Origin of the sequence: Kocuria sediminis, from assembly GCF_009735315.1 — a bacterium.
Taxonomy (GTDB): Bacteria; Actinomycetota; Actinomycetes; order Actinomycetales; family Micrococcaceae; genus Kocuria; species Kocuria turfanensis.
Genome location: NZ_WOGU01000007.1, coordinates 1 through 15,624 on the forward strand (window position 1 = coordinate 1; position 15,624 = coordinate 15,624).

At 73.1% G+C, this 15,624-nt stretch carries 16 protein-coding genes; 4 read left to right on the plus strand and 12 right to left on the minus strand.

The genetic code is table 11. The features are described from left to right. The 5 genes from GMA12_RS09365 to GMA12_RS09385 all read right to left on the minus strand — a co-directional run. Positions 1-357, minus strand: a 357-nt coding sequence (locus GMA12_RS09365; protein ID WP_442354866.1) for an amino acid permease, incomplete at its 3' end; no start/stop codon positions are given. A gap of 109 nt (positions 358-466) precedes the next feature. Beyond that, complete coding sequence (locus tag GMA12_RS09370) at positions 467-1,888, minus strand: NAD-dependent succinate-semialdehyde dehydrogenase (RefSeq protein ID WP_156269267.1); 1,422 nt, start codon at positions 1,886-1,888, stop codon at positions 467-469. 169 nt (positions 1,889-2,057) lie between these two features. Further along, entirely contained in the window at positions 2,058-3,131 is a 1,074-nt protein-coding gene (locus GMA12_RS09375; protein ID WP_156269268.1) for a threonine aldolase family protein, read from the minus strand. Between the two features lies 1 nt (position 3,132). Beyond that, complete coding sequence (locus tag GMA12_RS09380; protein WP_156269269.1) at positions 3,133-3,810, minus strand: SDR family NAD(P)-dependent oxidoreductase; 678 nt, start codon at positions 3,808-3,810, stop codon at positions 3,133-3,135. Positions 3,811-3,813: 3 nt separating this feature from the next. Further along, positions 3,814-5,244 (minus strand): DUF6421 family protein, encoded by a 1,431-nt coding sequence (locus GMA12_RS09385; RefSeq protein WP_156269270.1) that lies wholly within the window; start codon positions 5,242-5,244, stop codon positions 3,814-3,816. A gap of 124 nt (positions 5,245-5,368) precedes the next feature. Here GMA12_RS09385 and GMA12_RS09390 point away from each other — a divergent pair, with 124 nt between their 5' ends. Next, complete coding sequence (locus GMA12_RS09390; protein ID WP_156269271.1) at positions 5,369-5,824, plus strand: Lrp/AsnC family transcriptional regulator; 456 nt, start codon at positions 5,369-5,371, stop codon at positions 5,822-5,824. A 114-nt stretch (positions 5,825-5,938) separates the two neighbouring features. Here GMA12_RS09390 and GMA12_RS09395 read toward each other — a convergent pair whose 3' ends face one another. Both GMA12_RS09395 and GMA12_RS09400 read right to left on the minus strand, forming a co-directional pair. Then, the gene (locus GMA12_RS09395; RefSeq protein WP_156269272.1) at positions 5,939-6,715 is read right to left on the minus strand and encodes an SDR family NAD(P)-dependent oxidoreductase; all 777 of its coding nucleotides are present in this window, start codon (positions 6,713-6,715) and stop codon (positions 5,939-5,941) included. A gap of 1 nt (position 6,716) precedes the next feature. Further along, positions 6,717-7,487 carry a FadR/GntR family transcriptional regulator gene (locus GMA12_RS09400; protein ID WP_156269273.1) on the minus strand — a complete coding sequence of 257 codons (771 nt, stop codon included), beginning with the start codon at positions 7,485-7,487 and terminating at the stop codon, positions 6,717-6,719. A 323-nt stretch (positions 7,488-7,810) separates the two neighbouring features. Between GMA12_RS09400 and GMA12_RS09405 the strand changes: the two genes are divergently transcribed. Further along, complete coding sequence (locus GMA12_RS09405) at positions 7,811-9,343, plus strand: GntP family permease (RefSeq protein WP_162459689.1); 1,533 nt, start codon at positions 7,811-7,813, stop codon at positions 9,341-9,343. A 92-nt stretch (positions 9,344-9,435) separates the two neighbouring features. Then, entirely contained in the window at positions 9,436-10,641 is a 1,206-nt protein-coding gene (locus GMA12_RS09410) for an MFS transporter (protein WP_370830994.1), read from the plus strand. Between the two features lie 87 nt (positions 10,642-10,728). On the opposite strand, the gene GMA12_RS09415 is transcribed toward GMA12_RS09410, so the two are convergent. The 5 genes from GMA12_RS09415 to GMA12_RS18900 all read right to left on the minus strand — a co-directional run bounded on the left by GMA12_RS09415 (position 10,729) and on the right by GMA12_RS18900 (position 14,481). After that, positions 10,729-11,280, minus strand: a complete 552-nt coding sequence (locus tag GMA12_RS09415; protein ID WP_156269274.1) for a DUF6264 family protein — start codon at positions 11,278-11,280, stop codon at positions 10,729-10,731. 237 nt (positions 11,281-11,517) lie between these two features. After that, positions 11,518-12,024: an excalibur calcium-binding domain-containing protein gene (locus tag GMA12_RS09420; RefSeq protein ID WP_156269275.1), complete on the minus strand. Its 507-nt coding sequence runs from the start codon at positions 12,022-12,024 to the stop codon at positions 11,518-11,520. Positions 12,025-12,278: 254 nt separating this feature from the next. Then, complete coding sequence (gene nagB / locus GMA12_RS09425; protein ID WP_162459691.1) at positions 12,279-13,040, minus strand: glucosamine-6-phosphate deaminase; 762 nt, start codon at positions 13,038-13,040, stop codon at positions 12,279-12,281. A gap of 74 nt (positions 13,041-13,114) precedes the next feature. After that, positions 13,115-13,822, minus strand: a complete 708-nt coding sequence (locus tag GMA12_RS19285; RefSeq protein WP_162459692.1) for a class F sortase — start codon at positions 13,820-13,822, stop codon at positions 13,115-13,117. Positions 13,823-13,863: 41 nt separating this feature from the next. Then, positions 13,864-14,481 (minus strand): excalibur calcium-binding domain-containing protein, encoded by a 618-nt coding sequence (locus tag GMA12_RS18900; RefSeq protein ID WP_162459693.1) that lies wholly within the window; start codon positions 14,479-14,481, stop codon positions 13,864-13,866. Between the two features lie 367 nt (positions 14,482-14,848). Here GMA12_RS18900 and GMA12_RS09440 point away from each other — a divergent pair, with 367 nt between their 5' ends. Then, entirely contained in the window at positions 14,849-15,481 is a 633-nt protein-coding gene (locus GMA12_RS09440) for a hypothetical protein (RefSeq protein WP_156269279.1), read from the plus strand. Positions 15,482-15,624: the final 143 nt, after the last annotated feature.

Here is a 15,624-nt window from a genome sequence, read left to right on the forward strand (position 1 = left end):
GGCGGCCACCAGCTCGGCGGCCACGGTGATCGCCCAGTTGTACCAGTAGTTCCAGCCGATGGCGAAGCCGAAGGAGGGGCTCACGAAGCGGGTGGAGTACTCCTCGAACGCCCCGGAGACCGGCAGGTAGGTGGCCATCTCGCCCAGGGACTGCATCAGCAGGAACACCATGAACCCGATCACGACGTAGGCCAGCAGCGCCCCGCCGGGCCCGGCCGTGGCGATGGTGTTGCCCGAGGCCACGAACAGCCCGGTGCCGATGGCCCCGCCCAACGCGATCATGGTCAGGTGACGCGGCTTGAGACTGCGGCGCAGCCGGGCGTGCGCCTCCGCGGGCGTCGGTGCGGGCGGCCGGATCGGGGCGGTGCTCTGGGATGGTGCGATGGTGTCCACGGGAACCTTTCCTTGGAGGTGCGCGTCTGCACGCCGGGAGAGGGGGCGGGGCGCTGCGCCCCGGCCCCGGGGGTCAGTCGTTGATGTAGAGCAGGCGCTTGTTGACGAACTCGTCCATGCCCAGCGGGCCGAGCTCGCGGCCGTAGCCGGAGCGCTTGACCCCGCCGAAGGGCATCCCGGCGCCCTCGGCCTCGGCGGCGTTGACGTTGGCCATGCCGCACTCCAGCCGCTCGGCGAGCTCCCGGGCACGGGCTGGGTCGGTGCTGAAGACCGCACCGCCGAGCCCGTAGGGGGTGTCGTTGGCCAGGGCGAGGGCTTCCTCGTCGCTGTCGGCCTCGTAGACCACGGCCACCGGGCCGAAGAGCTCCTGGTGGTAGGCGGCCATCTCCGCGGTGACGCCGGTGAGCACGGCGGGGGCGAGGTATGCGCCGGGGCCCTCGGCGAGGGTCCCACCCGTGTGCAGGGTCGCGCCGGCCTCGACGGCCTCCCGGATCTGGGCCGCCAGGGTCTCGGCGGCGGCGCGGGAGGCCATCGGGGCGTAGGTGCCCTCGGCCCCGTCAGACGGGTCGCCGGGCACCAGCGCGGCGGCCTGTCGGGTCAGCTCGGCCACGAACTCCTCGAAGATCCCGGAGAAGACGATCATGCGCTTGTTGGAGTTGCAGGCCTGGCCGGTGTTGCCCATCCGGGTGGCGAAGGCCGCCTGCGCGGAGGCGGCGACGTCGTCGGTGTCGAGCACCACGTAGGGGTCGGACCCGCCGAGCTCCAGGACGGCCTTCTTCAGGTGCCGTCCGGCGATCGCCGCGACCGCCGACCCGGCCCGCTCGGAGCCCGTCAGGGACACGCCCTGCACTCGGGGGTCGGCGATGAGCCGTTCGATCTGGGCGTGGGTGGCGAAGAGGGTGCGGTAGGCGCCGGCGGGGACCCCGGCGTCGTCCAGCAGCTGCTGGAGGGCCTGGGCAGAGCGCGGGCAGGACTCGGCGTGCTTGAGCAGGATCGTGTTGCCGAGCACGAGGTTGGGGGCGGCGAAGCGGGCCACCTGATAGTAGGGATAGTTCCACGGCATGATCCCCAGCAGGACCCCGACCGGGCGCCGCTGGAGCACTGCCCGCCCCGTCCGGTGCGGGGTGGGCAGGGGCTGGTCGGCGGCCAGGGCCGGGCCGTGCTCGGCGAAGTAGGCGAAGATCTCGGCGCAGAACTGCGCCTCCTCGCGCGCCTCGGAGAGCGGCTTGCCCATCTCCTGCGTGGCGATCGCCGCGAGCTCGTCGGCGCGCTCGGCGAACAGCTCACCGACCCGGGCGGCGACGGCGGCCCGCTCCTGGACCGGACGGGAGCGCCAGGCGCGGAAGGCGGCGTCGGCGGCGGCGAGAGCCTCCTCGGCCTCGGCGTCGGTGGCGGTGGGGACCTCGGCCACGAGCTTCCCGGTGGCGGGGTCGATGCTGCGGTAAGCGGGCCGGACGGTGTCCGGCCGGGTGGGCAGGGACGGGACGGCAGTCATGAGGTGGTTCTCCTTCGGGCAGGGGAGGGTGGCTCCGGGCTCGCCGCAGAGGCGGACACAGCCGCGGCCGGACGAGCTCGGAGAACGAGCGAGGATGTGCTCGACCGGCGGGGGCAGGAACCTGCCCCCGCGGGCACAGCGGAGTGGAGCGGGCGAACGCCCGGTGGGCTCAGCCGACCGGGACCAGTTCCGCGCGGAGGGCGCCCACGAAGGCGTCGACGTCCTCCGCCGTGGTGTCGAAGCTGCACACCCAGCGCACCTCGCCCGTCGCGGCGTCCCAGTCGTAGAACCGGAAGCGCCGGCGGAGGCGGTCGGCGACACCCTCGGGCAGAATTGCGAAGACGGCGTTCACCTGGGTCTGCTGCGTGAAGGCGACCCCGGGCATCGACCCGTCGGCGATGCCCGCCTCGATGCCCTCGCGCAGGCGCCGGGCCATCGCGTTCGCGTGGCCGGCGGTGCGCAGGTACAGGTCCCCGTCCAGCAGCGCCAGCAGCTGGGCCGAGACGAACCGCATCTTCGACGCCAGCTGCATCTGGTGCTTGCGCAGGTAGACGAGGCCCTGGGACGCGGCCTCGTTCAGGACCACCAGGGCCTCGGCGCCCAGCGCCCCGTTCTTGGTGCCGCCGAAGGCGAGCACGTCGACGCCGACGTCGGTGGTGAAGGTGCGCAGGGGCAGGCCCAGGGCGGCCGCCGCGTTCGAGAGCCGGGCCCCGTCCAGGTAGACGGACATGCCGTGGGCGTGCGCGTGGTCCGTGATCGCCCGGATCTCGTCCGGCGTGTAGAGGGTGCCGAGCTCGGTGGACTGGGTGAGATACACGACCAGCGGCTGGGCGCGGTGCTCGTCGCCCCAGCCCCAGGCCTCCGCGGCGATCCGTTCGGGCGTGAGCTTGCCGTCCGCCGTGGGCACGGGGAGGAGCTTGAGGCCGGCGGACTTCTCGGGCGCCCCGCCCTCGTCGACGTGGATGTGGGCGGTGTCCGCGCAGATCACCGCGCCCCAGCGTGGGAGCATCGACTGCAGTCCGACGACGTTGGCGCCGGTGCCGTTGAACATCGGCCACACCGACGCGCCCTCGCCGAAGTGCCGCACGATCACCTCCTGCAGACGTGCCGTGTACTCGTCCTCGCCGTAGGCGGTCTGGTGGCCGCCGTTGGCCTCGGCCAGCGCGTCCAGGACCTCCGGGTGGACCCCGGAGTAGTTGTCCGAGGCGAACCCCCGCACCTGCGGGTCGTGGATCTTCTGCATGTCAGTCCGTTTCCTTCTCCGGGATCGTCAGGATCGAGTCGTTGAGCTCGGCCGGGTCGGCGGTCCACAGCTCGGCATAGGCCTCGGCCAGCCGGTCCTCCAGGCCGGCCAGGGCCTTCGCCCGGAAGATCACCGCGGCGGCGCGCTGCGGCTCGCCCGCCTCCCGGGCGGCCTTCGCCCAGCCCTGGGCCACGGCCCGGGTCCAGGCCTCGCTCGCGGCCTTGACCGCGGCGTAGTTCGCCCCGCCCGCGAGCGGCCGGGCCACCGCGGTCGAGGACACGATCGCCAGCCGGCCCGCCGGCGAGGCCCGCAGGTCGTCGTCGAAGGCGCGGCTCAGGTGCCGCAGCGCGGTGAAGGACGCCTCCAGTGCGCGGTAGTCCTCCTCGGTCTGCCCGGCGAGCCCGCCGCCGCCGCGCCAGCCGCCCACGAGGTGCAGCAGCCCGTCGACCGACAGGCCGCGCTCGTGCAGCCGGCGGGCGAGCGTGCGCACGGCGTGCTCGTCGGTCAGGTCCAGGGCCTCGGTGTCCGCCCCGAGGGCGGCGAGGGGAGCCAGCTTCTCCGCGCTGCGGCCCGTGGCGACGACGCGGGCCCCGGCAGCGGTCAGGGCCCGCGTCGCCGCCAGCCCGGCGGCGCTGGTCGCGCCGGCGATCAGCACGGTGCGGCCGCTCGGATCGGTCATCGCTCAGTCGTCCGAGGCGCGGATGCCGGTGGTCGACGCGATGACGCCTCGCATCTTCTTCTCGAGCGCCTCGAAGAACATCGACAGCGGGAACTCGTCGTCCAGCACCAGGTCCGTGTACCCCTTCGGCGGCCCGGCGAGGACCTCGCGCGGGAGTCCCTGCGCCCACACCGACGCAGGATGCGGGGTGACCACGGAGGCGACGAGCTCGTAGGCCTTCAGCCAGTGCGCTGTCTTCGGCCGGTCGATCGACTCCCAGTACAGCCGGTCGATCGCGTCGCCGAGCTCGACCACCGCATCGGCGACCCGGTCCCAGTCGACGCTGAGCTCGACGTCGCGCCACTGCAGCACGTGCCGGCGGTGGAGCCAGGCGAACAGCAGCTGCCCGCCCAGCCCGTCGTAGTTGCGGACCCGCGACCCGGTGATCGCGAAACGGAAGATCCGGTCGAAGACCACCGCGTACTGCACCAGCGCGGCGTGGCGTCGGGTCTGCTCCTCGAGCGCGGTGAGCTCCTCGCCGGCCGCCGCGCGCGCGGTGAGCGCCCGCTCGATCCTGACCGATTCGCGGAACGCCGTCAGGTCGCAGCGCAGCTCCTCCAGGGAGTACAGGAAGAACGGCATCCGCTGCTTGATCATGAACGGATCGAACGGCAGGTCGCCGCGCATGTGCGTGCGGTCGTGGATGATGTCCCACATCACGAAGGTCTTCTCGGCGAGATCCTGGTCCGCCAGCAGTGCCGCGGCCTCCTCGGGCAGGTCCAGCTTCGTGATGCCAGCGGCCGCGGTGACCACACGGCGGTAGCGCGCCGCCTCGCGGTCCTGGAAGATGGCCCCCCACGTGAACGGCGGGATCTCCCGCATCGCCACGGTCTCGGGGAAGAGCACCGCCGAGTTCGTGTCGTATCCCGGGGTGAAGTCGATCAGCCGCAGGGACACGAATGCTGTGTTGCCGTAGTGCCCGGCCTCGAGCTCGGCGACGAACTCCGGCCAGATCGCCTCGACGATCAGGGCCTCGACGTATCTGTTCGCCGATCCGTTCTGGGTGTACATCGGGAACACGACGAGGTGCCGGATGCCGTCGACCCGGTGCTGCTGCGGCTGGAACTCGACGAGGGAGTCCAGGAAGTCCGGCACCCCGAAGCCCCCGTCCGCCCAGCGCGCGAAGTCGCCGGGCAGGGCGGCCAGGTACCCCGCGTCGTGCGGGAACAGCGGAGCCAGTTCCATGATCGACGCCGTGATCAGCTCGACGAGCTCGCGTGCGGCCGGGTGGTCGGCCGGCTCCGGGATCGACCCGTCCTTGACCTGCAGTGCCTGCAGGTCCGTGGCCGCCGACCTGAGCCGGAGCCACGCGGGGTGCGTCTCCACACCGCGGGCGTCCTCGACGACCTCAGGCTCGCCGATGATGGCCTGCACCGCCTGCAGAGACGTGGACATGAGAACCCTCCTGCCGTGTAGTCAACGGAAATTTTCCGGTGAAGTGGATCACACACAGGAACATTCACATGCGCATGCAGAGGTGTCAACCCCCGCAGCCCCATCAGCTGGTAGCGTTCGGCGCATGGACGACCCTGTCGACGTACGGCTGGCCACCGAGGTGTCCCACGACCCGCGCGCCACCCTCGCCCAGCTCTCCGAACGGGTCGGTCTCTCGACCTCGGCCGTGCAGGCACGCCTGCGCAAGCTCGAGAGCAGCGGGGTGATCGTCGGCTACCAGGCGATCCTCGACCCCGAGGCCGTCGGCAGGCCGCTGTCGGCGTTCATCGAGATCACCCCGCTCGATCCCCGTCAGCCCGACAACGCCCCCGAGCTCCTCGAGCCCCTGACGGCGATCGAGGCCTGCCACTCGGTGGCCGGGGACGCCGCCTACATGCTGTTCGTCAGGGTGGGCTCGCCCAGGGAGCTCGAGGCGCTCGTCAACGAGGTCCGCCACACGGCCTCCGTCAACACCCGCACCACCGTGGTGCTGCAGACCTTCTACGAGCACCGGCCGATGCTCCCCGCCGTCGAGGCCTGACGCCCGCACCGGTGCCGCCGGCCCCGCGGGCGTCCCTGGGCCGAGCGGCGGCGCCGCCCGGAGTCCGTCCGGACGGCGCCGCGCCCCGCGGCCGGGGCGGGCGACCTCAGCAGGTCAGGAGATCTGCAGCCCGCCGTTGATGTCGTAGGTCGCCGCGGTGATGTATCCGGCGTCCTCGCTGACGAGGAAGGCGAGCAGCGCGGCCATGTCCCGCACGGTGCCCACGCGGCCCACGAGGATGTCCTCGGCCATCCCCGCCTTCCGCTCCTCGGTCAGCGTGCCGCCCATGATGTCGGTGTCCACGGGGCCGGGGGCGATGCAGTTCACCGTGATCCCGTGCTCGCCCATCTCGCGGGCCACGGCCCGGGTGAAGCCGATGATCGCGGCCTTGGAGGCGCTGTAGGCGGACTTGGAGTACGTGCCGCCCCCGCGCTGGGCGGAGATCGAGGAGATGCTGACCACCCGGCCCAGCTTCCGCTCGATCATCCCGGCCAGGATCCGCTGGGTCACCAGGAACGTGCCGGTCATGTTGATCGCGAAGACCCGGTCCCAGGTCTCGCGGGTCTCGTCCATGAAGTCGGTGGGCGAGCTGATCCCGGCGCAGTTCACCAGGGCCACGATCGCGGGCAGCTCGGCCTCCACCCGGGCCACGGCCTCGTGCACGGAGGTCTCGTCGGACACGTCGGTGCGCAGCCCGAGCGTCGGCACGCCGTGCCGGGCGGCGATGTCCCGGGCGGCCTCGGCGGCCGCGTCGCCGTCGATGTCCAGGACGGCCACGCTCCAGCCCTGGCTCGCGAGCAGGTCCGCGGTGGCGCGGCCGATGCCCCGCGCGGAGGCGGCGCCGGTGAGCACGGCGGTGCGCTCGGCGGGGAAGGCAGGGGTCTCGGGCATGTCAGTCATCTCCTGTGCTGGGCTGGTCGAGCGGGTTCGGGGTCGGGTGGTCGGGTGCGGGGACGGTGCCGGCCGGGCGGCCGATGTAGTGCTCGTAGTCCTCGTAGGTCTGGTCGAGGTGCTCCTCCATCGCCGTGCGGGCGGCCGCGGGGTCGCGGGAGGCGATGGCCGCCAGGACCAGCCGGTGGTGCCGGATGGCGTGGCGCTGGACCTCGGGAAAGGCCGAGGTGTTCCGCCGTTCCGTGTAGAGCAGCTGGGAGAGCTGGCCCAGCAGGACGGGCACGAACGGATTGCCGGAGGCGCGCAGCACGGCGTCGTGGAAGGCCATGTCCGCGGCGGTCACGGCGTCGAGGTCCTGCACGGCGTGGGCACGCTCCAGCTCCTGGACGGCGGTCTCCATGGCGGCGAGGTCCTCGTCGGTCACGTGCTGGGCGGCCAGCTCGGCCGATCCGGTCTCCACCATGCGCCGGACCTCCAGCAGCCGCAGGGTCACCTGGCTCGAGGCCACGCCGCGGGAGGCCGCCTTCAGGATGGCCTCCAGACCGGTCCACGCGTCCGGCGGGTTGACGAAGGTCCCGAGCCCGCGCCGGACCTGGACGATGTTCTGCGCCTGCAGAGCCTTGAGCGCCTCCCGGACGGTGAGCCGGCTGACCTCGTGCTCCCTCGCGATCTGCGCCTCCGGCGGCAGGGCCTCGTGCGGGGCGACCTCACCGCGCAGGATGCGCTCGAGGAGCTCCTCCGCGACCGACTCGACCAGCGACCTCCTAGCCATCGGCGCGTCGCTCCGGAGCCGGTGCCGTCCGCCGCGCCGGGTCCAACACTGCGAGCGTGAGCGGGCCGGCCGCTGCGCCGGGCGCCCGGACGAGGTCTGGCGCATCGCAGCGGGTGCGCACCGACCGGCGGGGACCGGTCCGGCGGCGGGTGGCGCCGTCGCCGAGCACGAAGATGGCAGACGTCACAGCAGCCCCGTCCTCTTGTCAGATGTCTTATCTGTGATTAGCCTCACATGAACCGTTCCGCCCGTCAATTCCCCGGCACCGGGCACCGCCGCCCGGTGCCGCGCGTCCTCCGCCGTCCGCAAGGAGCTGCATCACCGTGGATCTCCAACTCCTCCTGGCCCTGGTCCTGGGCATCGCCACCATCATCGTCCTGGTGCTGCGCACCCGCCTGGACGCCTTCGTGGCCCTCCTCATCGCCGCGCTCGTCACGGGGCTGGTCGCGGGCCAGCCCGTGCTCGAGATCGTCGACGCCATCACCACGGGCTTCGGCAACACGCTGGCCTCCATCGGGATCGTGATCGGCCTCGGGGTGGGCATCGGCAAGATCCTCGAGGTCTCGGGGGCCGCCAACGCCCTGGCGCTGGCCTTCCTGCGCGTCTTCGGCCACGGCCGCGAGCCCTGGGCGATGGGCAGCGTGGGCGCACTGGTGTCCATCCCGGTGTTCTGCGACTCCGGGTACGTGATCATGAACCCGCTGGCCCGCTCGATCGCCCGCGTGAAGCGCGCCGGCTACGTGACGCTCGCCCTGGCCCTGGGCTGCGGCATGACCCTGACCCACCACCTCGTGCCGCCCACCCCGGGCCCGCTGGCCGTGGCCGGCATTCTCGGGGTGGACCTCGGCGCGCTGATCCTCGCCGGTCTGGCCTTCACCGTGGTGCTGCTGCCCGTGGTGGTCCTCTACGCGCGTTGGATCGGCCCCCAGCTCGAGCCCCGGGTCGAGGAGCACGTGCGCGAGGCCGTCTACGGCGCGGTGGCCACCGCCGGCGTGGGCGGGTCCGCCGCGGCCGGGACGGGATCCTCGGGCGGCGGCACCTCCGATGCCGGCACCGCGGACGCCGGGCTCCGGGACGGCCTGGACGAGGAGGCCCGTGAGCCGGTCGGCGCCGACCCCGTCGTCGACCTCGGCGAGCCGCCGGCCGGGGCGAAGCCGCACCGGGTGGGCGCGATCGTGGCGTCCCTGCCGCTGCTCGTCCCGCTGGCGCTGATCATCCTCAACACCGTCACGGGAGCCATCGACCAGAACGCCCAGGGCGTCATCGGCGGTGACGAGTACGAGCCCTCCGACTGGGCCGTCCCGTTCGCGTTCATCGGCAACCCCGTCGTGGCCCTGATCATCGGCATGGTGCTGGCCCTCTACGTCCTGCTGCCCCGGTGGACGCCGCGCAACAAGGCGCACGGCTGGTTCGCCGAGGCCGCGGCCTCGGCCGGGCTCATCCTGCTCATCACGGGCGCCGGTGGCGCGCTGGGCCAGGTGCTGCGCAGCTCCGGGGTGGGCGACGCCCTCGCCGAGGCCATCGCCGCGACCCCGCTGCCCGCCTTCCTGGTGCCCTTCCTCGTCGCCACGCTCGTGCGCATCGCACAGGGCTCCGGGACGGTCGCCATGATCACCGCGGCCTCCGTGTCCGCGCCGCTGGTGGGCACCCTGGGCATCGACCCCGTCGTCGCCGCCCTGGCGTGCACCGCGGGGTCCATGGTCTTCAGCTACTTCAACGACTCCTACTTCTGGGTGGTCACCCGCTTCACGGGCCTGCAGGGCACGGACGCCCTGCGCGGCTGGTCCGGCATCACCACCGCGGTGTGGGCCGGCTCCATCCCGCTGCTGTTCGTGGCGAACCTGATCCTCAGCTGATCCGCGCGGACCACGCCGGGGCGGCGCGCCGGGGGCGCGCCGCCCCGTACGCTGTCCGGAGGTCCCCGCCTCCCGTCCCGAAAGGATGCACCGTGCTCACCGACGCCTCACCGGCCACCACCCGGCGGGCCCGCCTGGGCCTCGGTTTCCTCGGCGTGCTGCTGATCGGGGTGAACCTGCGGGTCGGCTTCGTGAGCGTGGGCCCGCTGCTGGAGGAGATCAGCCGCGACCTGGGCATCTCCGCCGCCCAGGCCGGGCTCCTGACCGGCCTGCCGCTGGCCATGTTCGCGCTGTTCTCCCCCGTGGCGCCCGGAGTGGCCGCCCGGACGGGCCTGGACCGGGCGCTGTGGCTGTCCCTGCTGCTGCTCGCGGCCGGGATCGTCGGCCGTTCCGCGCCGGTGCCCGGAGCGGTGTGGGTCGGCACCGCCCTGGTGGGCGTCGGCATCGCGTTCCTCAACGTGCTGCTGCCCTCGCTCGTGAAGCGGGAGTTCCCGCAGCGGGTGAGCCAGGTGACCGGGCTCTACACGTCGGTCCAGAGCGCGGTCGCGGCGGCCGGCTCCGCCCTGGTGGTGCCCATCGCCCACGCCGGGGCGGGCGGGTGGCGCCTGGCCCTGGCGGTGTGGGCGGTGCTCGCCGTGCTCGCGCTGGTGCTCCTGCTCCCGTGGCTGCGGCAGCGGACCGCCGCCGCCGGCCCGCACGGGACGGCAGTGGGCCGCTTCCGCTCCCCCTGGCGCTCCGCGCTGGGCTGGCAGGTCACCCTGTTCATGGGCCTGCAGTCGGTGGCGTTCTACGTCTACATGGCCTGGCTGCCGAGCATCGAGCGCAGCCACGGGGTCTCGGCGACCACCGCCGGCACGCACATGGCCCTGTTCCTGCTGGTCGGCATGGTGGCCAGCCTGAGCTCCGGGGCGCTGATGCACCGGTTCGGCGACCAGCGGGTCGTGGCGTTCAGCGGGGCCGCACTGGCGCTGGCCTCCTACGCGGGCCTGGCCGCCGCCCCGGGCCTGGTCCTGCTGTGGGTGGTGCTCGGGGCCGCCGGCTGCGGCAGTCTCATCGTCGTGGCCCTGTCCCTGTTCAGCCTGCGCTCGGGCAGTCACCAGCAGGCCGCGGCGCTGTCCGGGATGGCCCAGTCCGTGGGCTACGGGCTGGCCGCGGTGGGGCCCGCCGTCTTCGGCGCCCTCTACGACGCCGGTGGGCGCTGGGAACCGCCGCTGCTGATCATGGCGGGCCTGATGGCGGTGCTGTGCGGCGTCGCGCTGCTGGTGGGCCGGGACCGCGTCATCGCCCCGCCCGCCTGAGGCCCGGCCGGGCAGCGCGATCGGACAGCGCGACGCCGCCCGGCCGGGCGGCGGGGCGGCGTTGCGGTCAGGACCCGGTGGTGCGGATCAGGCCATGTGCGGCTGGGCGAACCACTGCTTGACCGGGGCCTTGAACGCGGTCACGAGCCACAGGACGTTGACCACGATGAGCAGCAGGCCCAGGATCAGCAGGACGATGCCCACCCCGCCGTACGTCAGGGCGCCGAGGAGGCCGATGGCGCTGGTGACGATGCTGAGGATGGTCAGGACGATGCCGAGGATCCGGGCCCAGTTCTTGCCCTTCTTCAGGAACACGTAGACCAGCGCGTAGATGCCCAGTGCGATGAGCAGCACCACGATCGAGGTGACCATCCCGGTGCTCTGGGCCTGGGCGATCTGGTCGGCGGACAGGCCCAGCTGCTCGTAGGTCGCGGACATGTCCGCGGTCGAACTCGCGTACAGCCCGACGAGCTGGTTGAGCAGGTAGATCCCCGCCGAGGCGAGGGTCAGCGTCAGGAGCCGGCCCAGCTCGGGCGGGGCCGCGGCGGGCCGGCCGGCGCCGTACTGGTCGCCCCCCGCCGCGTTGTAGCTGGGCGGACCGGAGGGATGGCCGGGCCGGTCGGGGTACGGGTTGCTCACGGGGATCTCCTTCGGTGGAACGGACAGAGCACGCTCTCCCATCCTGCCCGGGAATTCACGAATGCACCTCCGCCGCGCGGCCGAGGCGTGCCCCCACTTCTGCGCCGGCCCTCCCCCGTGGGAGGCAGTGCCCCCGGCGACGCGGCGGGCCGCCGTGGGGGCCGGGCGGTCCCCACGGCGGTCCGGTGGTCGCATCCCTCACGGGCACCGGCTCGCGGTGCGCCGGACGGCCCCGCGCTACGCCTGCTCGGTGCTGCGCCGGCGCACCGCCACCGCGGCCCCGGCAGCCAGTGCCAGGCCGCCGCCGAGGACGAGTCCGGTCGTCCCGGAGCCGTCCTGCACGGTGGCGCCGGTGTCGGCGCCGCCCACGGGCACCTCGTCCATCTGGGTGTACTGGTCCACCCCGGGGACCTCTCCGGGCTGGGCGTCGGGGCCGGGGCCCGCACCCGGGATCCAGTCGATGATGGTGTGGCTGTACCCGCCCTGCTCGTTCTCCACGGGGATGCGCGTGGGGTCGTAGGTCCAGTCGGCGCTCTCGCACACGACCCCGTCACCGTCGTCGTCGACGAGGCTCGGGCTGTGACTGACCGAGCCGACGGGGATGTTGTGGACGCCGTACTGGGCGGCCGTGGCGCAGTCGGTGAAGACCATCGGATCACCCGGCGCGGCCGTCGCCGGTGCCGCCGTCAGGGCCGAGAACCCGATGGCCGCCATCAGGGCCGCACCAGTTGTGTTCTTGTTCATGGAGTCCCCACAATCTCGCAGAGGAAGGGTTTGCGAAGGCATCGTAGGCAGGGCCGGAGTGCGGCGTCACGGGTCACGTCGAGCGCCGTTCCCGGGCCCGTCACGACAGCGCGGATTCCGCCGCGGCATCCCGGACGTCCGGCCTGACCGGGCACTCTGTGACGCTCCCCCGCGCGTGGATGACGGATGTCCTGCGTTGCCCGCCGCGGCGGCATCCCCCGGTCCCGGGACAGAGGTCCCGGTCCCGAACCCGCTCAGGCCCCGGTGCCGGGACGTTCGTGCCCCGCCAGGGTCAGCCGGCGCGCGGCGGCCTCGTCCAGCACGATCGTGGTGCGGCGGTGGAACTGCAGCACCGACGCCGGGCACCGGGCCGCCACCGGCCCCTCCACCGCCGCGGCGACGGCCTGCGCCTTACGCTCGCCCTGGGCGACCAGGAGCAGCTGCCGGGCCTCCAGGATCGTGCCCAGTCCCTGGGTGAGACAGTGCGTGGGCACGTCGTCGGGAGCGTCGAAGAACCGGGCGTTGTCGGCGCGGGTCTGCGCGGACAGCGCCAGGACCCGGGTGCGGGAGCTCAGGGCCGAGAGGGGTTCGTTGAAGCCGATGTGGCCGTTGGTGCCGATGCCGAGGATCTGCAGGTCGATTCCACCGGCCCCGGCGATCGACTGCTCGTAGTCCTGGGCCGCACCCTCCAGGTCCTCGCGGACGCCGTCCGGCACGTGGACCCGCTCGGCCGACAGCCCGAAGGGCTCCGCGACCTCCCGCCGCAGGTACGCGGCGTAGCTGTGCGGGTCGTGGCCGGGCAGACCGACGTACTCGTCGAGGGCGAAGCACTCGAGGTGGGACAGGTCCAGCCCCTCCTGCCTGCGGCGGCGGGCCAGCTCCCGGTAGAGCCCCACAGGAGAGGAGCCCGTGGCCACGCCCAGCACCAGGGCGGGCTTCGCGACGATCCGGTCGGCGACGACGCCGGCCGCGTGCGCCGCGACGGCCGCGGCGGTGGGCAGGACGACCACGTCCACTCCGGGCCTCCTTCGCTCGGCAGGACCTCCATTGTCCCCCGGAGCACGGACCGCCCGCCGGGCGTCCTGCAGGATCAGCCGACGAGCCGGGCGTAGACCACGTAGTTGTCGTCGAACTCCCCGGTGGCGGGGTCGTAGCCGTCGCAGGTGATCAGCCGCAGCTCGGGGCCTTCGGTGTTGCCGTAGACGGACAGCGTGGGGAAGGCGTCCTTGGCGTACTGCTCCCCGCGCTCGACGGCGAAGACCGCCGTGCTGCCGTCCTCCCGCGCCACCTCGACCCGGTCCCCGGGCACCAGGCCGCGCAGACCGGCGAACACCCCGGGCCCGCCGTCGGTGGCGTTGACGTGACCCAGCAGCACCGCCGGACCCACCTCCCCCGGGGCGGGCGAGCCGGTGTACCAGGCGGCCGGCGCACCCGGGTCTCCCGGAGGGACCTCCAGGGAGCCGTTGTCGCGCAGGCCGAGGTGGAGCAGCTCCGAGTCGGTGCCTGCGGCCGGGATGCGGACCGACACGGGCGCGGAGACTGCCGCGCCCGCCGGGTCGGCGGCGGAAGTCGGCGCGGGGGACGTCGGCTCAGCGGACGCGGATGGCCTCGGAGCGGCAGTTCCCGGGACCGTGGTGGCCGCCTGGGTGGGCGAAGACGACCGGACGGCCGACACACCAGCAGACGGCGACTCGCCCGGCTGCGCGGGGTCGGTGCCGGCGCAGCCGGCCAGCAGAAGGACAGCGACCGCCGCGGAGGCCAGGTGGCCCCTGCGGCGGTCGCTGGACGAGCTCTTCACGGACGACAACCTATCCGATCAGCTCGACGTCCCGGGCGGTCTCAGGCCCGGGCGGCGCGACGGCGCACGACCACGGCAGCACCGGCGGCCGCGGCCAGGGCCAGGCCGCCACCGAGAGCGACGCCGCCGGCCGGGGAGTCGTCCTCGACGACGACACCGGTGTCGGCCGCGCCCGCGGGCACCTGGCCCATCTGGGAGTACTGGCCGGTGTTCCAGGACTCGGGCACCCAGTCGACGATCTCGTGCGTGCCGATCTCCACCTCGTCGGTGCCCATCTCGCACGCGATGCCGTCGAGGTCACGATCCAGGTGGGGGGCATAGGCCGGGTCGCCGAGAAGGATGTTGCTGCGACCGGCCGCGAGGGCGTCTGCGCAGGTCTCGAAGACGGCGATCGTCGTGGGGTCGGCCACCTCCGGCGAAACAGTGCCAGGGACGGTGTTCAGCGGGGTAAGACCGTAGTCGCTGTTCTCGCAGCCCACGCCGTCGAGGTCGCTGTCGAGGTGCGCTCCGTAGCGGGAGTCTCCGGCCTGGATGTTGTAGACGCCGGCCTCTGCCGCGGCCGAGCAGTTCGCGTAAGGCGCTGCCATTGCCGGCGCCATGGACAGGCCGGTGAATCCGGCGGCGGTGAGCACGGCCGCTCCTGCTGCGATCTTCTTCATGGGGGTCCCCTTGGATCGTTCCGTTGTTTGCAGACGCATCGTATGAACGACAGGCCGCCGTTGTGGGGACAGGTCGCCGGCCGTGTCGTGGAGCGGCCGAGAATCCCGGAAATCCGGGCCTCGAGCGAGCGTGTCGGCACGCCCGCCGAGCCTTCCGGCCGCTCGCCGGCCTCACAACGGCCGTCAGGTATCCCCCAGGCGGGGGACATGACAACAAAACCGGTCCTGCCAGACCCCGCCCACCTCGTCCGCTGCCAGCTCGTCCGACAGGAAAGCCTGTCCCCTTTACGGGTGCACACCTGGTGGCCGCGTGCATCGACCGGCAAGACTGGGCCGCGAGAGTCGACGTGGAGGACGGGACGGCGCCATGGCAGTCGAGACACGATCCACCACCCGGGCACCGGGCCCGTGGTTCCGCACCCTCTGCGGGGCGATCACCCTGGGGCTGAGCCTGGTGTGCGTCATCTCGTCCCTGCCGTACCTGACCACCACGTCCGGCAGCGACCAGCTGACCATCTGGGCGTTCTTCCTCTGGGGGCTCGGCCTGGCCGCGGGCGGAGCATGGCTCGTCCGGGGCCGGTCCAAGGGCCAGGACATCGTGCTGGTCCTGGACCGGAAGCGCCTGCTGACCGTGGCCGCCATGACGGTCGTGGTCGTCGGCATGGCGGTCTTCTTCACCACCCTTCCCGCCGAGGAGGGCAGCACGTTCGACGCGTCCCTGGGGTACCGGACGATGTTCGCCAATCTCTTCGCGACTCTGCCGTTCATGCTCTTCGACCAGGAGGACGACCAGGAGCGCGCCGCGCCGCTGCCGCAGGACGCCGCCGGACGGCAGAGGGTCACGCGGCGGATCCTGCTGCTGGTCCTCGCCGGGGTGGTGGCCTGGCCGGTCGGCGTGCTGCTGGGCGTCCTGGTGCATCCGTGGTTCGAGGAGATCCTGCCCCGCCTGGCCGCGGGGCTGCTCGTCGCGGCCGCGGTGCTGGGCTACCGGCTGCGGTAGTCCCGGCCCCCGGAGACCGGGACCGGCACACCCCCGGGCCGGTGACGACCGCCGTCCGGGGCCCGTGAGGCATCTCGGCGACGCTCCAGCGGACACCCGGTGGCCGGTCCGCTCCTGGGTCGGCGGCTTCCTGGCCCCTGCGC